The organism is Bdellovibrio sp. HCB209 (assembly GCF_047306065.1).
Lineage (GTDB): Bacteria > Bdellovibrionota > Bdellovibrionia > Bdellovibrionales > Bdellovibrionaceae > Bdellovibrio.
Genome location: NZ_CP178618.1, coordinates 1,153,496 through 1,173,330 on the forward strand (window position 1 = coordinate 1,153,496; position 19,835 = coordinate 1,173,330).

The following is a 19,835-nucleotide window of genomic DNA, read 5'->3' on the forward strand; positions in this document are numbered from 1 at the left end:
ATACACTTAGAGTACTTCACCTAGAACCTATTGTATGAGAGAGTCCCACTCGAGGGCACGCTATGTGCTCTATAAAGCACGAATTATTAAAAGGTGCTGAATATGAGAGTGTCGATTCTTATCAATCCTAAGGCAGGTTCGTCCAATCAGGGGCAAGTCGAAGCTATTGTGCGTGAGGCACTGTTTCGCTGCGACCTGCATTTTGCTTATCCGACGACCCTAGAGGACATGGATCAGTTCTTGGCCCATGAGATGCTCAATAAAACCAATGCCCTGATCATTTGCGGTGGGGATGGCACTATCAACCTTTGCTTCCAAAATCTTATCAGAATCCATAATAAGTTAGGCTTTGCTGTTCCTCCTGTGGCGCTTGTCCGCTCTGGAACTGCCAATGATTTGGCGGAGAGAATGGGGATTTCGACTAGAATCCATCAGGCTGTTCGTAACATCCTTGAAGGCACGACTAAAAACATCGACGTGATCGAAGTCACGGGTGATGGCAAAAAATCATTTATGCTGACTAACGGTGGCTTAGGGCTACCAGCAATGACGGCAGAGATGTCGAATGAGCTTCGCAGTTTCTTGCAACAACGATCAGACTGTCCAAAAGGCAAAATGGCTTTGAAGTTCTTAGCGAAACAAGGCTATTCGATGGTTAAAAAAATGGGACCACAGATTTATTCAATGATGGCAATGGAAGCCATTCGTACGTGGGACCCAACAGACTGGAAACTTGAAGTCGAAATCCCGTCAAAACCTAAATTTGAAACGACTGCGCCGATTATTTTGGTGAACAACCAACCGAATGTTGCTTCTAAATACACGCCAGCTCCATTCACATCCAATACGGATGGGACTATGAACTTGTTGATTTCTGAATCTAATTCTCAGATCCAACACGTGCGCGCGGCTTTAAATATCCGCGGTGGAACGGCGGCTCGCTTGCCATATTCAAAATCATTTGAGCTTAAAGAATTCACTTTGAAAAGTAAGAGCTCAAAACGCTCGCTTACATTCTTTGGTGACGGCGAAGTCCTGCACAAAGGTGTTCAAGAGATCTCGGTCAAGTGCTTGCCGCAGTTCTTGCCAATCGTGGTAGCTAAATGACATTAAAATCTAAACCGAAAATTTTAGTAACGGGTGGGACAGGCTTTTTGGGTCAGAAAGTCGTACCTTTGCTTCGTGAAAAATTCGAGGTTTCAGTGATGTCCCGCTCTGGTAAAACAGAAGTGCAGGGTGATCTGTTAAAATGGAATGCCGGACTTGATGTTGAGTCTTTAAAGTCTGAAAAATTCGATATCTTCCTACACATGGCAGGTCTTTACGATCTTACAGCCAGCCACGAAGAATGCTTTCATCACAATATCACGGGAACGGGGACAGCTCTTAAGGTTGCAAGCCTTTTAAAAATTCCTGTGTTCATGAATACGAGCTCTGTTGCAGCAGCGGTTAATTCAAAGCTCTCGGTTGTAAAACCTTATGATTTAAATTTCTCAAGCCCTTTCCCAGATCCTTATTCTGAATCTAAAGCTTTAGCTGAAAAGCTAATCCAAAACTGGAATCAAGAATTCCGTTTAAAAGTAAACTTCCGCTTGGGAGTTTTAGTCGGTGACACTGAAAATGGTGAAATCCAACGCATCGATGGTCCTTACCAATCGCCAGTAGCGTTTGATCGTCTGAAAAAAGTGATTGAAGCCTTCCCGGCGGCATTGCCAGTTCCAGGAACTGCGGGTCGATCATTGCCTTTAGTTCCAGTGGATAAAGCCGCTGATGCAATTGTGAAATTTTGCGAGTGGTCTTTAAATCCTGAAAACACATCTTACCAAAGCTTCCACATTACTCCGGCGCACGGGCTTGAAGTTTCTGATCTTTATAAGTCGACTTTAGAAAACAGAAATATTCGCAATAAGGGTATCAAGCTTGTCGATAATGTGCCTGAGTCGCTTTTGAAAGCCGTCTCTGAACTGGCACTCAAGTTTCCTCAAGAGGAACTTAATTATCTTTTACATTTCCCTAAATACGACTCGGGCGATACTCAAGCGGTACTAGGTACTGATTGGTGTCCTGAGTTCTCTGAATACGAAACTATCTTCTGGAGAGGCTATGAAAAATACATATCGCATCGCCGAGATTAGTTTCGGTCGTCCTTTCTGGGACGCTTCTTTTGAATTTGATTACGGTGGAAAGCACTTTGAAGTTCAGCGCTTTGGTGTGCAGTTTTCTGTCGACCTGATGAAAAAATTGATCACAAGTCTTCGTGATCAAGTCGATGCCTTTGCTTTGACAAGCTTACCTCCAGTCATTCGCATGGATGGCAAAAGCTACGTACATCGCCAGTATTTAGAAATCATGGGTTTGCCTTCGTCCGTACCATTGTGTGACGGGACGGGTCTTCGCGAGATCGCGAATATCAACTCGCTAGTAAAAATGATTGATCAAGGTAAGATCCAGCCTGAACAAGGTGTGTTCTTTCCAGCCGCGATCTTAAATATCGAGCTTGAAGAGTTCATGCGCCATCGCTATCCAAAGTCAGTGCACATGGGTGATGCTTATTCTTTGTTGGGCCTGCCATTGGTGGTTCGTCCGTTCAAAGGCTTAAAAACTGTTACTAAGACCGCTTTGAATATCGCAACAATGCGTGACCTTCGTAACAACACGCCATTTGCAGAGGGCAAACTGCAAAAGATGATGCGTTCATCGATGGTTTCTCAGGCAGAGCACTTGCAATACGTTTGCGGTGATATGCCGATGGTTTTACTTTTTGATTCAGGCGCTGACGTTGTTCGTAATAAAGACGTGATCGTTTGGTCTCATCATCCTTTGATGGAACAAGAGATCAGAAAGTATGAACCAAGATCCATCATTAATTTATTCCCTGAAGAGTTTAAGGCAAGCCCTTACATGAACTATTCGATCTTAGATGCAGTTTTGCGTTTAAGTCACAATAGAACGGCACCACTTTCCACGGAGGAGTGGGAGCAGTTGCTAGCCACAGAAACAGAAGTTCGTTCGGTCGCTCGTCAGTATTCGACGACTCGTCAGACTTCGACTCAAGCAAAGCTTTCTAACAGCATTAACTTTGTTAGAAAGAAAATGCAAAAATCCACAGCTCCGGATTTTGCATTCGTTGTTCACGCGTTGTCGCATAAAGATTTGCTACGCGTTCCGGGGCTTAGAGTTCTAAATAACATGCCTAAGTCATGGAATGATCCATTTGATCGCATGGTTTCTAAGGCTCCGCCGATTGTTTACGGCGAAGTGAAACACGTGATCAGCCAAGCAAACGGCAAAGAGATCAATGGTTTGATCTACGGACTGTTCGCAACTCCAAAAGTTTTAAAAGAATCCGATCCTGAAGTAATCTATCGACAAATCGAAGGTATCTGTAACGATGCTGCTGCAAGAGGCGCAAAGATTGCGGGCCTTGGTGCTTACACGAAAATCGTGGGTGACCAGGGGATTACGATTAATCAAAATAGCCCCATCCCGGTTACGACAGGGAACTCGCTTAGTGCTTCGGCAACTTTGTGGGGTCTCAACGAAGCCGTCAGAAAAATGGCTTTGGTAAAAATCGATCCAGCTGACAACCGTGTTGATGGTATGGCGATGGTGATCGGGGCAACGGGCTCTATCGGTAAAGTTTCAGCGAAACTTTTAGCCTTGTCCTTTAAACGTGTGTGCTTGGTTGCACCTCGTATGAATCGCTTGGAGGAGCTTCGTGAAGAAATCAGACAGATTGCTCCGAACTGCCAAGTCATCCTATCCACAAATGCCAATGAATTGGCACCACAAGCTGATGCGTTGCTGACAGCGACTTCTTCGTTCGATCAAAAAATTGTCGATGTGATGTTGTTAAAGCCGGGTTGTGTGGTGGCGGATTGTTCGCGTCCACTTGATTTTGAAATGGAAGACGTCAGAAAACGTCCTGACATTTTGATTATGGAATCGGGTGAAGTGAACTTGCCAGGTCCGGTAGAGCTTACTTGTGATCTAGGTCTTCCGGGTAAAACGGTGTATGCATGTTTGGCTGAAACGGCTTTACTTGCCATGGAAGGTCGTCATGAGTCCTTCACCATGGGCCGTGATATCGAGTGGGATAAGGTTAAACAGATCTATAAGATGGCAAGAAAACACGGTGTGGAGTTGGCAGAAATCCAAGGTCACATGGGTGTTATCACCGACCGTGAAATTGAATTGACCCGCCAACTAGCACTTCTAAAAAGATAATTACGTCGAGCGCAGAAGTTCTGGAATGGTTCTGCGCAAAAGTTTAAAGATCGGCCAGCAGCTAGCAAGAATCGCCGTGAACATTGGTAGCAGCAATGCCTGCAAGTAATGACTTCCCTGAATCTCAATGAAAATCAAATACTGACGAGTGATCCCAGGTCCTGGAGGCATTGGAATGCCTGAAGACAAAATCGTCTTAGTACAAAGGACTGCGATCACGATCCCCAAGATCCCACCGAAAAGACCCAAGAACGAATTTTCTAAAAGCAAAATCTTAAACAAGCGACTGCGCTTTTCGCCATTCGCACGAAGAGCACCAATCTCGCCACCGCGCTCAAGCAAACCCACAGCAATCGTATTAAAGATCCCCAGGGCCACAATCAATAAAATGATTGTTCTAATAAAAGCGAACTGGGCTGATAGAAAGTCCACAGAGTTTTGATAATAAACCTTATCTAAGATCTCAAAACGTACAGGCTCCAAGTTCGGATCAGCTGTCGTAATGTTTTTAGAAACCTCATCCCAGTGATCAACACCGATAGTTGCAAGCGAGAACAATTCCACGCGCTGAGTATCCAATAAGCGCTGCGCTTGTTTTAAGTGCAAGCGATAGTAACCGTCATCAATAGCTTTGATTCCCATATGGAAAACACCAGCCACGCGAAGGTCAGCACCATTCAGCTGCCCATTGATCGTTTGAGTAAGCAAAGTCACCGTATCGCCAGCTTTAACGTCTAAGCTATCCGCTAAGCCCTTACCCAAGATAATATCGTTTTCACCTTGAAGATCGCCGCCCGCGATAAAGTTCATTTTATCAAAAAACTTGTTTTCACGTTCAGGCAAAACACCTTCACCGCGTCCACCTAAAGTAATGCCACCTTTTGCAAGAAAGGAATAAAACGACAGGCGAGGGAAGACTTGTTCGACACCTTTGGCAGAAAGAAGTTTCTTTTCTACTTCATCTGGATTTTCAATCCATTGTTTCCAAGGTTGTTCAAAGACTTTGCCGTAGTAACCTTTAGGGAAAACTTGTCCAAAACCGTAGTAACCGTGAATGGTATTTTCACGGTACTGATTCATAATCCCGCTGTTAAAACCTTGATAGATAAGCAGGGCTGCGGCACCCAAGCAAACTGTCAGTAAACTTGCAGCAGTTCTACGGGGATTGCGGAACAGGTTGCGCCAAGCAATTTTGAAAATCTCTGTCATGTTGCTGATGCTCCCTTAGAAATTTGTCCGTCTTTAATGTGATGAATCGTCTCTGCGTATTTTACTAAGTGAGAATCATGGGTAGAGAAGATAAAACTAGTGCGTTGAGATTTTTGCAGCTCTTTAAAGGCTCCAATGATCTTTTCAGCAGTTTCAGAATCCAAGTTCGCAGTCGGTTCGTCGGCTAAAACCACAGAAGGCTTTTTTGCGATCGCGCGAGCAATCGCAGCGCGCTGTCGTTGACCACCAGATAACTCTAGGGGTTTTTTGTGAGCGTGATTAGCGATACCCAAAAGATCCAAAGTTTCTAGGGCCGTTTTTTTTGCGTCATCCGCGGAATAACCAAGTGACGGCAAAAAGTAAGAAGTATTTTCTAAAATCGTTAACGTAGGGATTAGGTAAAAGCTTTGAAAGACGAAGCCGACCTTGTGCAGGCGGATTTCTTCCTTCTGTGATTCAGGGAGATTACCCACATCTTGGCCGCCGAAAATGATTTGGCCATTTGTCGGGGAGTCAAGAAGGCCTAATAGGTTTAAGAGTGTGGTTTTACCCGAACCGCTAGGGCCTACGATGCAGCAAAAACAGGCCTCGTTAAACTCGATGTTGAGTGTCTTCAAAACGGGGACTTTTTGTTTATTCCACTCGTAGGAATAATCTAAATTTTGAAGTCTATATAACGCACTCACTGTTGCTCCTTTAAATACGGAAGGTTAAAGTGGAGGAGGCCAAAACAGTATAGATTTTTAAATCGTGGAGATCATCATGAAAATAAACTTCAAAGCGAACTTAATTCTCTGCGGACTGGTTTTTTCAGCGTTGACGGCAAAAGCTGCTTTGTCTCCTGAACAAATGGTTCTAGCGGCAGATAAAATTCGTAATCCTTCTGATTCCTACGAGATGCAAATCAAAGTCGAAACCAGTGAAGGCACTTCGGTGTTTGATGTATTCCTTAAAGGCCAAGACAAAACCATGATCATCACTAAGGAACCAGCTCGCGACAAAGGTCGCAACATGTTGATGTTGGATCGTGATTTCCATGCCTATATCCCAAATTTGAAAAGATCTATGCGTCTGTCACTAGCACAAAAGCTATCGGGCCAAGTTGCAAACGGTGATATCTCCAGAACTCGTTGGGCCGGTGACTATGCGGTAACGAAAGAAAAGGAAGACGCCAAAGAAGTGCAGTTGATGCTAAAAGGCACCAAAGACAATCTGACTTATGCGTCGATTCGTTTGTGGCTTAAAAAAGGCAACTCTCAACCTTTGCGTGCAGATTATTTGGGTCTTGATGGCAAAACAGTTTTAAAACGTGCGGCGTTTGAAGATTACAAAAGCATCTCAGGTGCGGTTCGCCCAACAACGATCAAAATCGAAGACGTGAATAAGCAAGTAAGCTACATCCGTATTCAAAGCATGAAGGCCAAGTCTTTTGACGATAGCTTCTTTACAACTCGCAATATGGAAAGCATGAAGTGAGGAATTGGCTCGTTGGGGCGTTGTTATTAGCCTCTGTTTCAGCTAAAGCAGATCTGACTTTAAGTTCTCGCTATGAATACATCGGCGGGGAGAATAAGGAAGAGCTCGCTAACAGACTTTTGCTGCATTCAAGGTTGAGTGCAGGGGCAGGTCGTTTTACGGTATTCGCAGAAGGTTTTGGCGATTTCGATGGTGCGAAAGAACCTTCCGAGGAGCGCAGATCTCCACATCGTGGTTACCTTCAAGAAGCCTACGTTGAATTAAAAACCAACTCTTCCTATATCCGCGTCGGCCAACAAGCCATGCGCTGGAGTGATAGCTGGGTAGTTCCATCACTCGATGTGTGGACAGGGCGCCGATACAATCGCTTGTTCTTTGATCCTTTTGCCGACCAGCTGACTCACTCGCAAGGTGTGTCTTATTCCTATGAATCTGAAAGCTTTGGTTTGGATTTGGTCGGGGTGAGCAAAATGGCTCAGACCTATTATCCAGAGCCTTTGCCTGAGACTATGACCAGCGATAAAGATTCTGAAACTGGTTACGGTGGCAGAATTAAAATCAATGGTAAGGGGATTGGATTCACAGCTTTGGCTGCTAAGGCTGCTGAAAAAAACATTTACGGCATGACTGCGAACTACGCCTTTGAAAAAGCTGTTCCAAAAATTGAGTTGGGTGGCAGTCAGGATAATTCAGTCAATGCAGATCCCGATTACAAAGACGAATACTTTGGCTCATTGGGAGTGGATTTATTCTTAGGAAATTTTGTGATTCTGCCAATGGTGACTTTTTATGATTCTGGCAGATTCAGTACAAGCTCCCATGACTACAAGACGCTTTATTATATGAGCATGGTGTGGAATCCCAACCGCCATGACCTGCAAGCACAGGTTTACTATAACTCCGTTAATCAAGATGCCTTCGCGAGTCTTAGTTACGGATACAACGTGACAGATTGGTCCACACTCACAGGCTTTGTGCAGTATTACGAAGGCGACGGCGATACGCTGTTTGCGATTTATAAAAATATGACTGGCGGCTCTGTCGTCGGTGTTCGATTTGAAATTACCGGGAATCTCCCTTTTTAGAATGAGGCAACCATGGCAAACGAATACTTTTCAGATTTAAATTACACGCTTTCAAACGAAGACACGCGTATTGAATATCAATTGCTGCCGCAAAATAGTGGACGTGTATTTAGTATTGCGGGCTCGGGTGCGCGCTGCATGCCTTTGATTGCTAAAAACCCTGCGGTTCTTGATGTGATCGATATGTCGGTGAGCCAAAACTATCTGTGTGAGCTTCGCTTCCAAAGTATGAAGTCACTGACTTACGAGGAATACTTATTCTTTATGGGGTACCGTGGTGCTTTGCAGTCCGGTGAAGACACAGGGGATAGCCGTTGGGACCTATTCAAAAAACTGACTTTGTCTGACGCTGCCAAAAATTATTGGGAAGAGCGTAAAACGGGTTGGATGCCTCATGGGTTTATCTTGTTAGGTCGTTGGGAATCGCATTTCCAAAAGCTTGGTTACTTGTTCCGTGAAGTTTTGAAATGTGATTTTTCAAAAGTATTCGCGGCGCAAAGCTTGGAAGAGCAAATTGAGCTTTATGAAAAGCACTGGCCAAAGATTCGTTGGAATACATTTATCAAAGTAGCAGCGAGTGAATTCGTCTTTAATAAATTTTTGTACAAAGGTCACTTCAGTGGCAGTGATGGGCATAAAACGGAATCTCGCCCACCAAGTCAGTTCATCGTCGAAGAATTCGACCGTATCTTCCGCACACAGTTAGTGCGTAAGAACTATTTCATGCAGATTTTGTTTTTAGGTAGCATCCGTCACGAAGAGGGACTTCCACTAGAAGCTCATCACCATATCTTTGAGGCTGTTAAAAAATCGAATACGAAAGTGAATTACCTATTGGGGAATTTGTTAGAGTACTTGCCTAAGCAAAAGTACGACTTTATTTCTTTGTCAGATACGATTTCATATTTGTCGGATGCAGATGCAAATCAAGTCTTGCAACGTCTGAATCCGGAAAATGCCTCAGGAACTTGTATGGTGATTCGTTCTTTCATGCGTGCAGCGAAAGAGATGGATCTAACAGGTTGGAAAGAGCAACAAGACACAAACGCCTGGGCCGCAAAAACTGACGGCACAGGCGTCTATCAATTCCACATCTATAAGAAATCCTAGGCTACTCGCTTAGGATTTCAATTGTGCCGGCTTTGCCATCCATACGGATGCGCATGCCGGTTTTCAAGGTCTTGGTCAAATTCGGGATACTGACGACAGCAGGAATACCCATCTCACGTGCTACGATCGCTGAATGCGATAACAAGCTTCCACGCTCAACCAGCAGTCCTGAAATCGCAGGATACAATGGAACCCATCCTGGATCTGTTCTTGCCGTCACTAAGATCTCGCCATTCAAATCCAAATTATCACCTGGATTTAGAATCACTTTAACCACACCTTCTAAAACACCTGGGCAGCACGGCAGACCTTTAAGGTCATACGTTGCATTCGGATCAAGGGGAGCTTCCTCAACAGGTTTTACGAACGTGTTATTCCAGTAAGCCGCACCACGAGTCATGATGCGAGGATCTGTGTCCTCAGTGAAGCCGTCGTATTCTTTTTTACGAAGTTGCACGAGGTTATTAAGATTATAAGCGGGCAGCGTCCCGTTATAGATCCCAAATACTTCCTCGATCGTAAGCCAGAAAATATCACGTGGATTTTCTAAAGCATTTAGGCTTGCAAGGTCTTCACCAATTGCTTGGAAGATCGTACGAGCAATACCGTAGATACGAGTTCTCGCAAAACGTGTGTTTTCACGATTTTTAACGGCTTTACGCGCATGTTTTAGAACCCAGAAGTACATCTTTTGACGGAAGCCTGTCAGATGTCCTGCAACCTTGGCTTCCGCTTGCGCACGCAAAGATTTTTCGTGAGCATCGTCATGTATCTCAACTTTTCCGGCTTTCAAATAGTTTTTCAAACACACGAATAGATAGCTTGGATCAGTCAAAAGATCGATCTCTTCAAGCTTCATTTCGCTCATGCAGCGGAAGCCGTATTTATCCAAGTAATCAAGGACCAGGTGATAGAAGTTTTCATAAGGTGATTGATTTAAAGCTTCAAGACCTTCTTTCGGATCTGTGGTTTCAATCAATGCTCTTAGGCCCGGAGTTTTAGAAGCCACACTTGCAAGACGTAGCAATGCCTTTGTTGGCTCTGCACTCTCAAGTCCGCCTTCACCCGCAAGTAAGTCATTTTGAATTGTTGAGTCTAATTCAGAAAGCCATTTGTTCGTTAATTTTTTTAGCAAACCAAAATGCACCATGCACAGGAAGTCATTGATGATGGGTGCCTTCCAGCGACCGAGCATATTTCTTTCAACCTCTGCATAGACTTGAATCAACTGATCGCCGCGCATGCGTTTTAGTGGCATTGCACGGTATTTGTCGTAATCGCGGTGGAACGTCACCAAGAAATCATCCACGACTTTTTGGATCGTGAAGTGATACTTAATAAAGTTAAAGCCTGTGATCATCTTACGGAATTTACCAGCTGGAGTATCCCAAGATGGATGCGGCTTAATACGATTCGCGATTTCATCTGTCAGAGATTCAGAAACGCCCATCATGGTTTCCATGAATTCGCGATTCTGTTTGAAACCAGGCAGAACGCCGACAAGTTTGTACCAGTTAAATAGATTGTAGTACACACGGCCATTGATCGAACCCAGCATGTAAGCAAGATAGGAATCCATATCCTTGATGATCTCAGAAGGAACGCCTAGAACTTCACAGAATTGAACATACACGGCCTTATAGTTTCTAAGAGCGAAGCTGAAGCTTAGCGGTGACGTCAAACCACCGTAAGATTCAATAATGTTCGAGTTGTCCCAAAGGTTCGGGTAACCGACCAAATCAGACTCAAGATTAGTGACCGGGCGAGTTTGCAAAATATAAAGTTTGCCGTCTTGGATAGCCCATTCGATATCCTGCGGACGGTAGTAGGCGTTTTGAATCTTCATACCCCATTTATAAAGGTCATGAAGTTCAGCATCAGTAAGTGACGGAGCATTTTTTAAAGTCTCATCAACCGGAAGCAACTGGCAATGTCCTGAAGAGGACTTTTTCATTTGCTCTGATTTTTCAACGATCTCTTTTTTATCCAAAGCGCCCGTTGTGGCATTTAACCAGAATGAATCCGCATCAAGGGCACCAGATACCAAGCCTTCGCCGACACCGTAAACCGATGATACGACAAAGTGTTGCAGATTTTTAGCCACAGGATCACAAGTGAACAGAACACCTGACTTATCTGGATCAAGCATACGCTGCAAGACTACAGACACAGAGATCTTTTTAAGATCAATGCCATTTTCTTGACGGTAAACCAGGGCACGCTCTGAAAACGCAGAGGCCCAGCATTTTTTAATAAAGTTTAGGATGTCCTCTTTGCCACTCACGTAAAGAAAGCTTGAAAGCTGTCCAGCAAATGAATGCGAAACACTGTCTTCGTCAGCGGCAGAGGAGCGCACTGAGAAAACAGAGGCATTATTTAGCTGAGCCAATGCTTGATCCAAGGATTCACTTAAAAACTGAGTTGCCGCTGTGGAGTCAAAGATCGCAAGAATGTCTTTTTCAGCTTGAGCTGGGGAAAGAGTTCCCGCCATCACTTGATCAACGATAGTAGATATTCTGAATCTTAGATTTTGCGTGTCCAAGAAATCGTTAAAGTAGCGTTTACCAAACACAACCCACTCAGGAACTGGTACGCCAGCTTGAGACATTAAATAAAGATTGTAGCCTTTTCCGCCAGCTTCATTTTTAGCAAAGAGTGAGGTGGATTTTTTTGTAACTAGCATTTTAAGCTCCTAGCACAATAGACATAACGATAAAGTGCATAAGTAAATATGCCCCAGTCACGCCACGGAAAAGTTTTGCATTGAAGGTCTTAGGACTAAATAGATATGAAACTGTCGCCACAAAATAGACGGCAGCAAGAATCGATGGCCACATAAGGAACTCACCAAACTGAAGTCTTAGTAAGCCCAAGCCAATAATGACCTGGCTTAAAGACAGCAGGTAAGCTCCCTTAGTGCCGAAAATATTCGAGTAGCTTGCGACATTGGGTTTTTCTTCCTCTTGCGCGAAGGTCTTACGAGCAAACTCGAAAAGATTAAAGAAGCACCAGTTCACTAAAAAGAAACAGATGTGTTTAGATAGAACGCTTAAGTCCGTGATACCAGTAATCCCGACAGCCGCAGAAACCCCCAAGAGCACGCTCACGAATGTATGAGAAACCGCATAAGTCGTCAGATGAGGACGCAGGATATCTCCGATAAAGAACTCTTCGTACATCAATAAACTGTAGCCGATACCCATCGCATGGATCAGAAAGCTTGGAAGACCCAATTGAGATGCAACCACTAGCTCTAAGATAATTAAAAGCATCAGTGCGATCTTTACTTGAGGAACCGATAAAATCCCACGGGCAAGTGGGCGAGTCGGGTTGATCTTTAAATCAACCTCGTAATCCTTGATCTCATCAAACAGACGCATTCTGAAAAAGAACGAAAGCATCAGGATAAAGGCCATCGCAAAACGGCTCCACTTCCAAGGAATGCTTTCAGTTTTTGACAAATACAAACCATTCGCGACCGTAAAGGCCACGATCATCGGGATGTATTGTGCCGGACTAAAACGCTCTTTGATTAAGATCAGCCAGTTACGCAATCACAACTCCTGGTGTTGAAAGTTGATCACGCAAAACTTTGTATTCAACTTTAGAGTGATGGCGCGGGTCCATCGGGACTTTATCTACGAATACGATTTTATCGACTGGGATATTGTTTTTAGCAAATACGCGACGGATTTCCGTGCGAGCGGCTTCAAAATCAAAAGTCTTAGTATCGATATCAGCTTTTAGCTCAATCGCTGCATAAGTTGCTTCACCCAAGGTCGCATCAGCCACACCTAAGAAAGCGCAACGGTACGCGAAAGGCATACGTTTTAGCAAAACCTCTGCTGTCACCGGGAAGTAGTATTTGCCAGATCTTTGGATGGCGTTATTCACGCGACCCACGATCCACAAGTTTTTATCTTCGTCGATATAGGCAAGGTCACCTGTACGGTGCCATACGCGGTTTTGTGCATCCATGATTTTTGTCGTCTTAAAGGCTGCTTCGTTATTATAGTACTCACGGCAAACGTGGTCGCCTGTGCAGATGAATTCGCCAACTTCACCTTTTGCTACTTCAACGCCACTCCAAGAACCATTCACAAGCTCAATTGGACCGTCGTTCGTGCGGATGAATTTATAGTCAACGTCATCACTGATATGACCTACGTTGACACCTTCTTCGATGATTTCTGGATCTGTTTGCTTGGATTCTTTCAGCATGTCACGGCCTTCGATGTGGGCCATTGGTTCAGCTTCAGTCGATCCATACAAAATCCAAAGTTCTGTTTGCGGTGCGATTTCATAGAAGGCTTTTACGTCGTCTTTAGAAATCGGTGCTCCGCCAGTCACTACACGGCGAAGGTGACTAAGTACGATGCCTTTTTCTTTACAGAATTTAGCCAAGCCCACAAGCATAGACGGGGAAAGTGTCGTGCAATTGATATTTTCATTGATGATCTGACAAGCCAGGATCGCAGAGTCACGCTCTGAAGGTTGAGAAAGATCCAATGCTGGCAAGATCGTTGTTACACCTGATGCCAAGTTATTCAAACTAAAAATAGGGAAGGCTGGCATATCGCGGTCTTTTTCAGTGTAAGGAATCACATGAGAAAGCGCGTGATGTTGTGCTGATAGGAATCTATGAGTGCGGTTTGCACCTTTAGGTTTGCCAGTTGATCCCGTCGTGAATGTGATCAAGGCTGTAAACTCAGATTCAACAGCCACGGAATGTGTCGTTGGAGCTTTCAGTAAAGTTTCAAATTTATGAGTGAACTTGTCACCAGGGCCATAGAGAACACGGATCGGCATTGAAGCAAACTCAGGAACTTGGTCAACCAAGTCAAAAGCCATTTTAAAGCTGATCATCGCTTTAGGGCCTACGCATTCAGCAGAAGCACCCAAGTGGTGGGAGCGCGCCCAAGAGTCTAGGAACACAGCGATAGCACCAATTTTTTGAACGGCGAACATCGCGGTGTACATATCAAGGCTCATTGGCAAAAAGATAATAACGCGATCACCTTTTTGAATACCTATATCAATCAAGCCCTGCGCAAAGGATGAAATGCGAGCGGCAAAGTGCTTGTAAGTGATTTCATCATGTTGGAAAGGAGTTTTAGGATCACCATTCCACTGCGCCAAAGAATCACGACGGGCCCAGCGCAAAGCCACTCTATCTGGGAAGTCGCGCAAGTGCTGCTCCATATAGCTGAATACGTTATTCAGTTCGTTTTCGCCAGCGTGATAGCCGATTTTAGTGGATGTCATAGTAACTCCTTAGAGATCAACTCGGGATGGGACCATAGCAGGCCATGACCGGTGTTTTGCAAATGATGAATATTGATTTTTGGATACTTACTTAAAATTTGATTTTGGAAATCAGCGTTGCTGATCTTGTCGTCGCTGCCATAGAAGACTTCGATTGGTACTTGGCAAACATCTGAAGCGTTCAAGGGGTTCGACTGCATCTGCATTTTTACCATCGCAGTCTTTTGCCATGCCTGCCAGTCTTGCAGACGTCCTTCGATTTCTTGGTAGTAGGCAAGGCCTTCGACCTTGAAAGGGTAAATCAAATCATCCAAAAAGCTGTCTTTGCTTTTCTTGTGATTAGATTGGATCAGCATGTCACCAATGAACGGAGTATTAAGCAACAACTGTGCGATACCCGATAGGGGGCGCTCGATATTCACATAAGGAGCAATCAATACGACTTTTTCAACGTTAGCCGCTAAAGCGGGAAGTGCTTTAAGAATACGGTACGCACCCCAAGAGTGACCTAGCAAGATCACCTTGTTCGGGCTTTGCAGGACATCACTCATCCACTGATCAGAATAAGCATCTACAGCTTTGATGTCGGCTGCGTGATTTTTTAGTAAAGACCAATCTTGAGGAGCACCGGGATTTCCATGAAGCGCGATAATGTGTTTCATATTTTAGTTCCTCGCAATTGCAATTTATAAAAATCGATCAAGCTAGGGTTGGTGCGATACTTGGTTTCTTGTGTTTTGATATTCTCTAACCCAGAAAAAATATTATCAGCGTGCTTGTTCTTAGCTAGCTTCGCCAACAAATTTTCAATCGCCTGTGACTCTAGTAAAGACCCTTCAAAGATAGAAGTCATATAGTTTGAAGAATCCGTCTTAACCTCGCCAACATGCAAAATAGGTCCATCATCCAACTTTGAAGTCATCTGGTGAATGGAAAATCCAAAACTAGTTTTTTCCATATGCGCCCAGAAGTCGCACATGAGGCCGCGTTGCTCAGGTAGCAATCCATGGTGAATGTTAATGCAGCCATAGCGAGGAGCATTCAAGAGATTTTTTTTAAAGAAAGATCTGGTGCGAGCGTTAACTATCAGTTCAACATTTTCTTGCTTAATGAACTCCAAAGTTTCCTTGGAGTTGATATCAGAAACAACGCGGAACACTTTGCCGTTACGAGCGAATGCTTGTTCTTTGCGTGCGTTCGATGAACCGAAATAGTTTTTTAGAAGATGCCAGCCCATGCGAGGAGCTGCTCCCGATAGCAAAAGAGCCAATGCCTTTGCCACGATTTTCCAATCGCGGTTTTCAATCAAAATTAAACCGTGGATTTTGTCGCTGTCTGCAAGGCTGTTTACGAAGGCCTCATAGTTCTCAGGAACAAACGTGACGGTAGAGCTTACAAGGAAGGTTTTCATAGGGAAAATAGAGTGCAGTATCTATGCCCCTAGAGAGGGGAATAGGGCGGTTGGTGGTGGTTTTAGAGGGCAAATGTGAGTCACCTGACGTTCAACTTTTAGACACTGTTTCAAATTGCGCGTCCCCCGCTGAGATCCCAGTATACTCAGGATTACAACCTCCGAATCATTCGAAACCTCTCATAAATTCGCTCCGGTTAAAAATTCTTGATGCCGACAAGTTAAGTACACGAGGGACGTTGGCGGATGGATACACTAAGAAGTAAAACATTGGAGCGTTATCATATTCTGGGTACCAAGCCTGAAGAGGCTTATGATGAGCTGACAAGGCTTGCAGCCGACGTCTGCGAAGTACCTATTGCACTTATCAGTTTCGTCGATCAAGACTGCATGTGGTTTAAGTCCCATGTCGGTACCGAGATCAATCAGATCGATCGATCAAATTCATTCTGTAACATGATTATTCATGACACTCTGCCAGTGATCGTTCCCGATGCCAGATTAGATGATCGTTTTAAAGATCTAGCCATCGTACGTGGCGATCCTAATATTCGTTTTTATGCAGGGGTTCCGTTAGTAACACCTGATGGAGTTGTGATCGGCTCACTTTGTGTGCTTGCTCACGACGTTAAATATATCGCTCCGGCTCAATTGAGATCTTTAGAGCGAATCGCAAAAATTATCATGCAGTTTTTAGAATCACGGGTCATTGATATCGATGAAAGACATGCGGCGGAGAAGGACCTCGAGAAACAAAAAGAGTTTCTGAATGCCGTGTTAGAAAATCTTTCGGATGGTGTTATTGCCTGTGATAGTGAAGGTCAAGTGCATCTCTCCAACCAAGCCAGTCGTAGATTTCATGGCTTGGATGGAGGGGCACCGATGCCTCAGGAAGACTGGCCGAATTACTATCAGTTGTACCATGCTGATGGTGAGCGATTGATGGAGCTGAAAGATGTTCCTTTGTATCGTGCGTTCCATGGTGAAATGATCAGAGATCAAGAGATGGTGGTTAAAGCCGTTACTGGTAAGAAAGTAAAGCTCTCCACAAATGGCCGTGCGTTTTTTGATAAAGACGGCAAGAAAATTGGCGCGGTGGTGACTTTAAGAGACATCACTGAAGTTTACGAAGCGAAGTCCCGTGAACATGCGACCAATATGACTTTGAAAAAGCTAATCGACTTGGTTCCTGTCGGGATTTCGATCCTGGATGAGAACAAGCTCGTGACGACTTGGAATAAAGCCAGTGAGCATATCACTGAGTGGTCAGAGCAAGACGTACTTGGAAAAAGTATTTATACTGCGTTAGCTGGCAACGACGGCAACACGGATCGTATTGCAAATCAGGTTAATGAAAAGAGTGAGCACTTTTCTGGCGAAATGGAATACACGACTAAGTCAGGGAAAAAAGTCGATGTGCAAATTGCCGTCGTGCCTTTGTTTGACGGCGAAGGAAGACAAACCGGCAGCATGGGTGTGTCAGTGAATATCTCTGATATTCGTGAGCGTGAGCGCCGCTTGATGGAGGCGAATCGTGCCTTGAAAGAAGCCTCTCGCGCAAAATCAGATTTCTTAGCGAATATGTCCCACGAGATTCGCACACCCCTGAATGGCGTGATGGCGATGAGTGAGTTAGTCAGTGGCACGATCTTGACAGATGATCAGAAAGCTATGATCGACACAGTTCAATCATCAGCGGGTCACTTATTAACGATCGTAAATGACATTCTGGATTTCTCGAATGTTGAAGCAGGTAAGATCGAACTGGCTAATACAAAATTTGATATGAAGGATTTAGTGCAGCAGACACTTTATTCCCTCGAGCCTTTGATCCATGCCAAAAACCTTAGATTCAATGTCTCTTTGCCAGAGAAAATGGGAGCTGAGGTTAAAGGTGATGCCAGCCGTATTCGTCAGGTGATTTTGAATCTGTTAGGCAATGCCGTTAAGTTCACTCAAAAAGGCGAGATCTCGGCAGTTCTTTCAATCATGGGTACCCATAATGGAAAACAGACCGTTCGCTTTGAGGTCACTGATACGGGATGTGGTATTCCTTCAGCTAAAATTGAGTCGTTGTTCGAGGCGTTCTCTCAAGCGGATGCTTCAGTTACTAGAAAACATGGTGGCACAGGCTTAGGACTTTCGATTTCGCAAAGATTGATAATGCTCATGAATGGCCAAATCGGAGTTGAAAGTGTTGAAGGCCAAGGCTCGAAGTTCTGGTTTACGATTCCTCTGGATGTTATCGAGAGGGAAGAGGTTAAGCCGAAGTCTTCGATGTCGAATGAACTCAAAGGTGTACACATTCTGATCGCTGAAGACAATCAGGTGAACCAAGTCATCATCCAAGCCATGGTGACGAAGCTTGGTGCGACCTGTGAGATCGTAGAAAACGGCAGACTCGCTATCGAGGCATTGCATGCTAAGAAATACGATCTGGTCTTGATGGATTGCCAGATGCCGGAGATGGATGGTTACGAGGCGACTCGCACCATTCGAGCCCGCGCCTCTGACTTCCAGAAAATCCCAATCATCGCGGTCACTGCGCACGCGATGTCAGGGGACCGTGAGAAGTGCTTGGAAGCTGGAATGGATGAGTATCTGACGAAGCCTTTAAGTATTAAGAGCCTTTCAAATACTCTGAATTATGTGTTCCCCCTCGTAATTAAGGCGGGATAATACGGGGGCAGATATAAAATAGATCTTGTGCGATCTCTACTCTAGGAGCAGAATCGACTCATCACTATTTCCCAAGGCAAATTCTAATGATTCAATCTTCCTCTTCTTCGTCTGCATTGGCGCCTGCTATTCCAGGTGCGACTCCAAAAAGTTTTTTAGCACTCGCGATGGGTGGCTTTGGTATCGGCATGACAGAGTTCGTGATCATGGGGCTTTTGCCGAATGTGGCAGGTAACTTGAACATCTCAATCCCAATTGCTGGGCATGTGATTTCATCTTACGCATTGGGAGTGGTGATTGGTGCTCCTTTGCTGACGGTGATCGGTGCTCGTTACTCTGCAAAAAGTTTGCTTTTGTTTTTGATGATTCTGTTCACGGTGTTTAATGGAGTTTCTGCTTTAGCCGGGGATTACTATTCATTGATGATCTTCCGTTTTATGGCGGGGCTGCCGCACGGTGCTTACTTCGGTGTTGGTGCGGTGGTTGCGAGTCGTTTAGCAAAACCTGGCAAAGAAGCTTCGGCCGTGGCGAGTATGCTGACGGGTCTTACGATTGCAAATATCGTGGGCGTGCCGCTGGGTACATATATTGGTGCTAAGTTTGGTTGGCAGTGGGCATTTGCGATGGTGGCGGTTGTGGGCTTGGCAACAGTGTTATCGTTGAAAGCTTGGATTCCGGCATTGCCTGCAAATCCTTCCGCAGATTTTAAGAGTGAGTTTAAAATCTTTAAGAATTTGAACTTATGGATCTGTATCATAATTACTTCAATCGGTTTCGGTGGATTCTTTGCGTGGATCAGTTACATCGCGCCGATGTTGATTCATGAAACGAAAGTGTCTGAAGGTTCGATCCCACTCTGGATGATCTTGGCGGGCGTAGGAATGACGGCAGGGATTACTGTCGGCGGTAAGCTTGCAGATCGTTTCTCTTCGTTGAAGTCTGCGATTGCTTTGATGGTTGCGATGATGGCGATGTTGCTTTTAAGTAGCTTCGTTGCGCAGAACACGGTGCTGACTTTTATTACGGTATTTTTGACGGGCTTGTTTGCGATGGCTCAATGTCCACCAATTCAAATGCTTTTGATCGAAAACTCTGAGGGCGGGGAGATGTTGGGCTCTTCGTTGGGTCAGTCTTGCTTTAATATCGGAAATTCATTGGGAGCATTCCTGGGAGGCTTGCCTTTGTTGATGGGCTACTCTTACGCGACTCCGACAATCGTGGGTGCCTTGATGTCTTTGGTGGGGATTTTGTTTGCGCTAATTTTGATGAAGAGAATGTCCGCGCAATCAACTGCGGGTGTAGCCCGGTAACGTAGCGTTGCCTTTGGTTTATCAATTGTTATTTTCATCGGCTATTGTCTGGATCTTGTTTGT

Annotated in this window: 15 protein-coding genes; 8 read left to right on the forward strand and 7 right to left on the reverse strand. The window is 44.7% G+C overall.

Features of this window, described 5'->3' with window-relative positions; all coding sequences use genetic code 11:
• Window positions 1-102 precede the first annotated feature (102 nt).
• From ACLVWP_RS05655 to ACLVWP_RS05665, 3 genes are read left to right on the forward strand one after another with little or no spacing between them, the layout of a single operon-like run.
• Window positions 103-1,107, forward strand: a complete 1,005-nt coding sequence (locus ACLVWP_RS05655) for a diacylglycerol/lipid kinase family protein (RefSeq protein ID WP_413560569.1) — start codon at window positions 103-105, stop codon at window positions 1,105-1,107.
• The gene (locus ACLVWP_RS05660) at window positions 1,104-2,135 is read left to right on the forward strand and encodes an SDR family oxidoreductase (RefSeq protein WP_413560570.1); all 1,032 of its coding nucleotides are present in this window, start codon (window positions 1,104-1,106) and stop codon (window positions 2,133-2,135) included. The genes ACLVWP_RS05655 and ACLVWP_RS05660 overlap by 4 nt, the downstream gene beginning before the upstream one ends.
• Window positions 2,104-4,227 carry a dehydrogenase gene (locus tag ACLVWP_RS05665; RefSeq protein WP_413560571.1) on the forward strand — a complete coding sequence of 708 codons (2,124 nt, stop codon included), beginning with the start codon at window positions 2,104-2,106 and terminating at the stop codon, window positions 4,225-4,227. Before ACLVWP_RS05660 ends, ACLVWP_RS05665 begins: the two co-directional genes overlap by 32 nt.
• Here ACLVWP_RS05665 and ACLVWP_RS05670 read toward each other — a convergent pair whose 3' ends face one another.
• Entirely contained in the window at window positions 4,228-5,436 is a 1,209-nt protein-coding gene (locus ACLVWP_RS05670; protein ID WP_413560572.1) for an ABC transporter permease, read from the reverse strand.
• On the reverse strand, window positions 5,433-6,122 hold the full coding sequence (locus ACLVWP_RS05675; protein ID WP_413560573.1) for an ABC transporter ATP-binding protein: 690 nt from the start codon (window positions 6,120-6,122) through the stop codon (window positions 5,433-5,435). Before ACLVWP_RS05675 ends, ACLVWP_RS05670 begins: the two co-directional genes overlap by 4 nt.
• A gap of 76 nt (window positions 6,123-6,198) precedes the next feature.
• Here ACLVWP_RS05675 and ACLVWP_RS05680 point away from each other — a divergent pair, with 76 nt between their 5' ends.
• The 3 genes from ACLVWP_RS05680 to ACLVWP_RS05690 are packed head-to-tail and all read left to right on the forward strand — an operon-like array spanning window position 6,199 to window position 9,107.
• Window positions 6,199-6,912, forward strand: coding sequence for an outer membrane lipoprotein-sorting protein (locus tag ACLVWP_RS05680; RefSeq protein WP_413560574.1), 714 nt, complete (start codon window positions 6,199-6,201; stop codon window positions 6,910-6,912).
• On the forward strand, window positions 6,909-7,997 hold the full coding sequence (locus ACLVWP_RS05685; protein ID WP_413560575.1) for a hypothetical protein: 1,089 nt from the start codon (window positions 6,909-6,911) through the stop codon (window positions 7,995-7,997). Before ACLVWP_RS05680 ends, ACLVWP_RS05685 begins: the two co-directional genes overlap by 4 nt.
• A 12-nt stretch (window positions 7,998-8,009) precedes the next feature.
• Window positions 8,010-9,107 carry a DUF3419 family protein gene (locus tag ACLVWP_RS05690; protein ID WP_413560576.1) on the forward strand — a complete coding sequence of 366 codons (1,098 nt, stop codon included), beginning with the start codon at window positions 8,010-8,012 and terminating at the stop codon, window positions 9,105-9,107.
• Window position 9,108: 1 nt separating this feature from the next.
• On the opposite strand, the gene ACLVWP_RS05695 is transcribed toward ACLVWP_RS05690, so the two are convergent.
• The 5 genes from ACLVWP_RS05695 to ACLVWP_RS05715 are packed head-to-tail and all read right to left on the reverse strand — an operon-like array spanning window position 9,109 to window position 15,783.
• On the reverse strand, window positions 9,109-11,790 hold the full coding sequence (locus tag ACLVWP_RS05695) for a phosphoenolpyruvate synthase (protein WP_413560577.1): 2,682 nt from the start codon (window positions 11,788-11,790) through the stop codon (window positions 9,109-9,111).
• A 1-nt stretch (window position 11,791) separates the two neighbouring features.
• Window positions 11,792-12,661: a UbiA family prenyltransferase gene (locus tag ACLVWP_RS05700; protein WP_413560578.1), complete on the reverse strand. Its 870-nt coding sequence runs from the start codon at window positions 12,659-12,661 to the stop codon at window positions 11,792-11,794.
• Entirely contained in the window at window positions 12,654-14,372 is a 1,719-nt protein-coding gene (locus ACLVWP_RS05705; protein ID WP_413560579.1) for an AMP-binding protein, read from the reverse strand. The genes ACLVWP_RS05700 and ACLVWP_RS05705 overlap by 8 nt, the downstream gene beginning before the upstream one ends.
• Complete coding sequence (locus ACLVWP_RS05710) at window positions 14,369-15,034, reverse strand: alpha/beta fold hydrolase (RefSeq protein ID WP_413560580.1); 666 nt, start codon at window positions 15,032-15,034, stop codon at window positions 14,369-14,371. Before ACLVWP_RS05710 ends, ACLVWP_RS05705 begins: the two co-directional genes overlap by 4 nt.
• Window positions 15,031-15,783 carry a formyltransferase family protein gene (locus tag ACLVWP_RS05715; protein WP_413560581.1) on the reverse strand — a complete coding sequence of 251 codons (753 nt, stop codon included), beginning with the start codon at window positions 15,781-15,783 and terminating at the stop codon, window positions 15,031-15,033. Before ACLVWP_RS05715 ends, ACLVWP_RS05710 begins: the two co-directional genes overlap by 4 nt.
• A gap of 246 nt (window positions 15,784-16,029) precedes the next feature.
• On the opposite strand from ACLVWP_RS05715, the gene ACLVWP_RS05720 reads away from it, so the two are divergent.
• Together ACLVWP_RS05720 and ACLVWP_RS05725 are read left to right on the forward strand one after the other, a co-directional pair.
• Window positions 16,030-18,462 carry an ATP-binding protein gene (locus ACLVWP_RS05720; RefSeq protein ID WP_413560582.1) on the forward strand — a complete coding sequence of 811 codons (2,433 nt, stop codon included), beginning with the start codon at window positions 16,030-16,032 and terminating at the stop codon, window positions 18,460-18,462.
• An 86-nt stretch (window positions 18,463-18,548) separates the two neighbouring features.
• Window positions 18,549-19,772: an MFS transporter gene (locus ACLVWP_RS05725; protein WP_413560583.1), complete on the forward strand. Its 1,224-nt coding sequence runs from the start codon at window positions 18,549-18,551 to the stop codon at window positions 19,770-19,772.
• Window positions 19,773-19,835: the final 63 nt, after the last annotated feature.

Excerpts from the sequence above, each read along its gene's own strand:
- ACLVWP_RS05655 (WP_413560569.1), top strand. The coding sequence starts at position 103 with ATGAGAGTGTCGATTCTTATCAATCCTAAGGCAGGTTCGTCCAATCAG.
- ACLVWP_RS05660 (WP_413560570.1), top strand. The coding sequence starts at position 1,104 with ATGACATTAAAATCTAAACCGAAAATTTTAGTAACGGGTGGGACAGGC.
- ACLVWP_RS05665 (WP_413560571.1), top strand. The coding sequence starts at position 2,104 with ATGAAAAATACATATCGCATCGCCGAGATTAGTTTCGGTCGTCCTTTC.
- ACLVWP_RS05670 (WP_413560572.1), bottom strand. The coding sequence starts at position 5,436 with ATGACAGAGATTTTCAAAATTGCTTGGCGCAACCTGTTCCGCAATCCC.
- ACLVWP_RS05680 (WP_413560574.1), top strand. The coding sequence starts at position 6,199 with ATGAAAATAAACTTCAAAGCGAACTTAATTCTCTGCGGACTGGTTTTT.
- ACLVWP_RS05690 (WP_413560576.1), top strand. The coding sequence starts at position 8,010 with ATGGCAAACGAATACTTTTCAGATTTAAATTACACGCTTTCAAACGAA.
- ACLVWP_RS05695 (WP_413560577.1), bottom strand. The coding sequence starts at position 11,790 with ATGCTAGTTACAAAAAAATCCACCTCACTCTTTGCTAAAAATGAAGCT.
- ACLVWP_RS05705 (WP_413560579.1), bottom strand. The coding sequence starts at position 14,372 with ATGACATCCACTAAAATCGGCTATCACGCTGGCGAAAACGAACTGAAT.
- ACLVWP_RS05710 (WP_413560580.1), bottom strand. The coding sequence starts at position 15,034 with ATGAAACACATTATCGCGCTTCATGGAAATCCCGGTGCTCCTCAAGAT.
- ACLVWP_RS05715 (WP_413560581.1), bottom strand. The coding sequence starts at position 15,783 with ATGAAAACCTTCCTTGTAAGCTCTACCGTCACGTTTGTTCCTGAGAAC.
- ACLVWP_RS05720 (WP_413560582.1), top strand. The coding sequence starts at position 16,030 with ATGGATACACTAAGAAGTAAAACATTGGAGCGTTATCATATTCTGGGT.
- ACLVWP_RS05725 (WP_413560583.1), top strand. The coding sequence starts at position 18,549 with ATGATTCAATCTTCCTCTTCTTCGTCTGCATTGGCGCCTGCTATTCCA.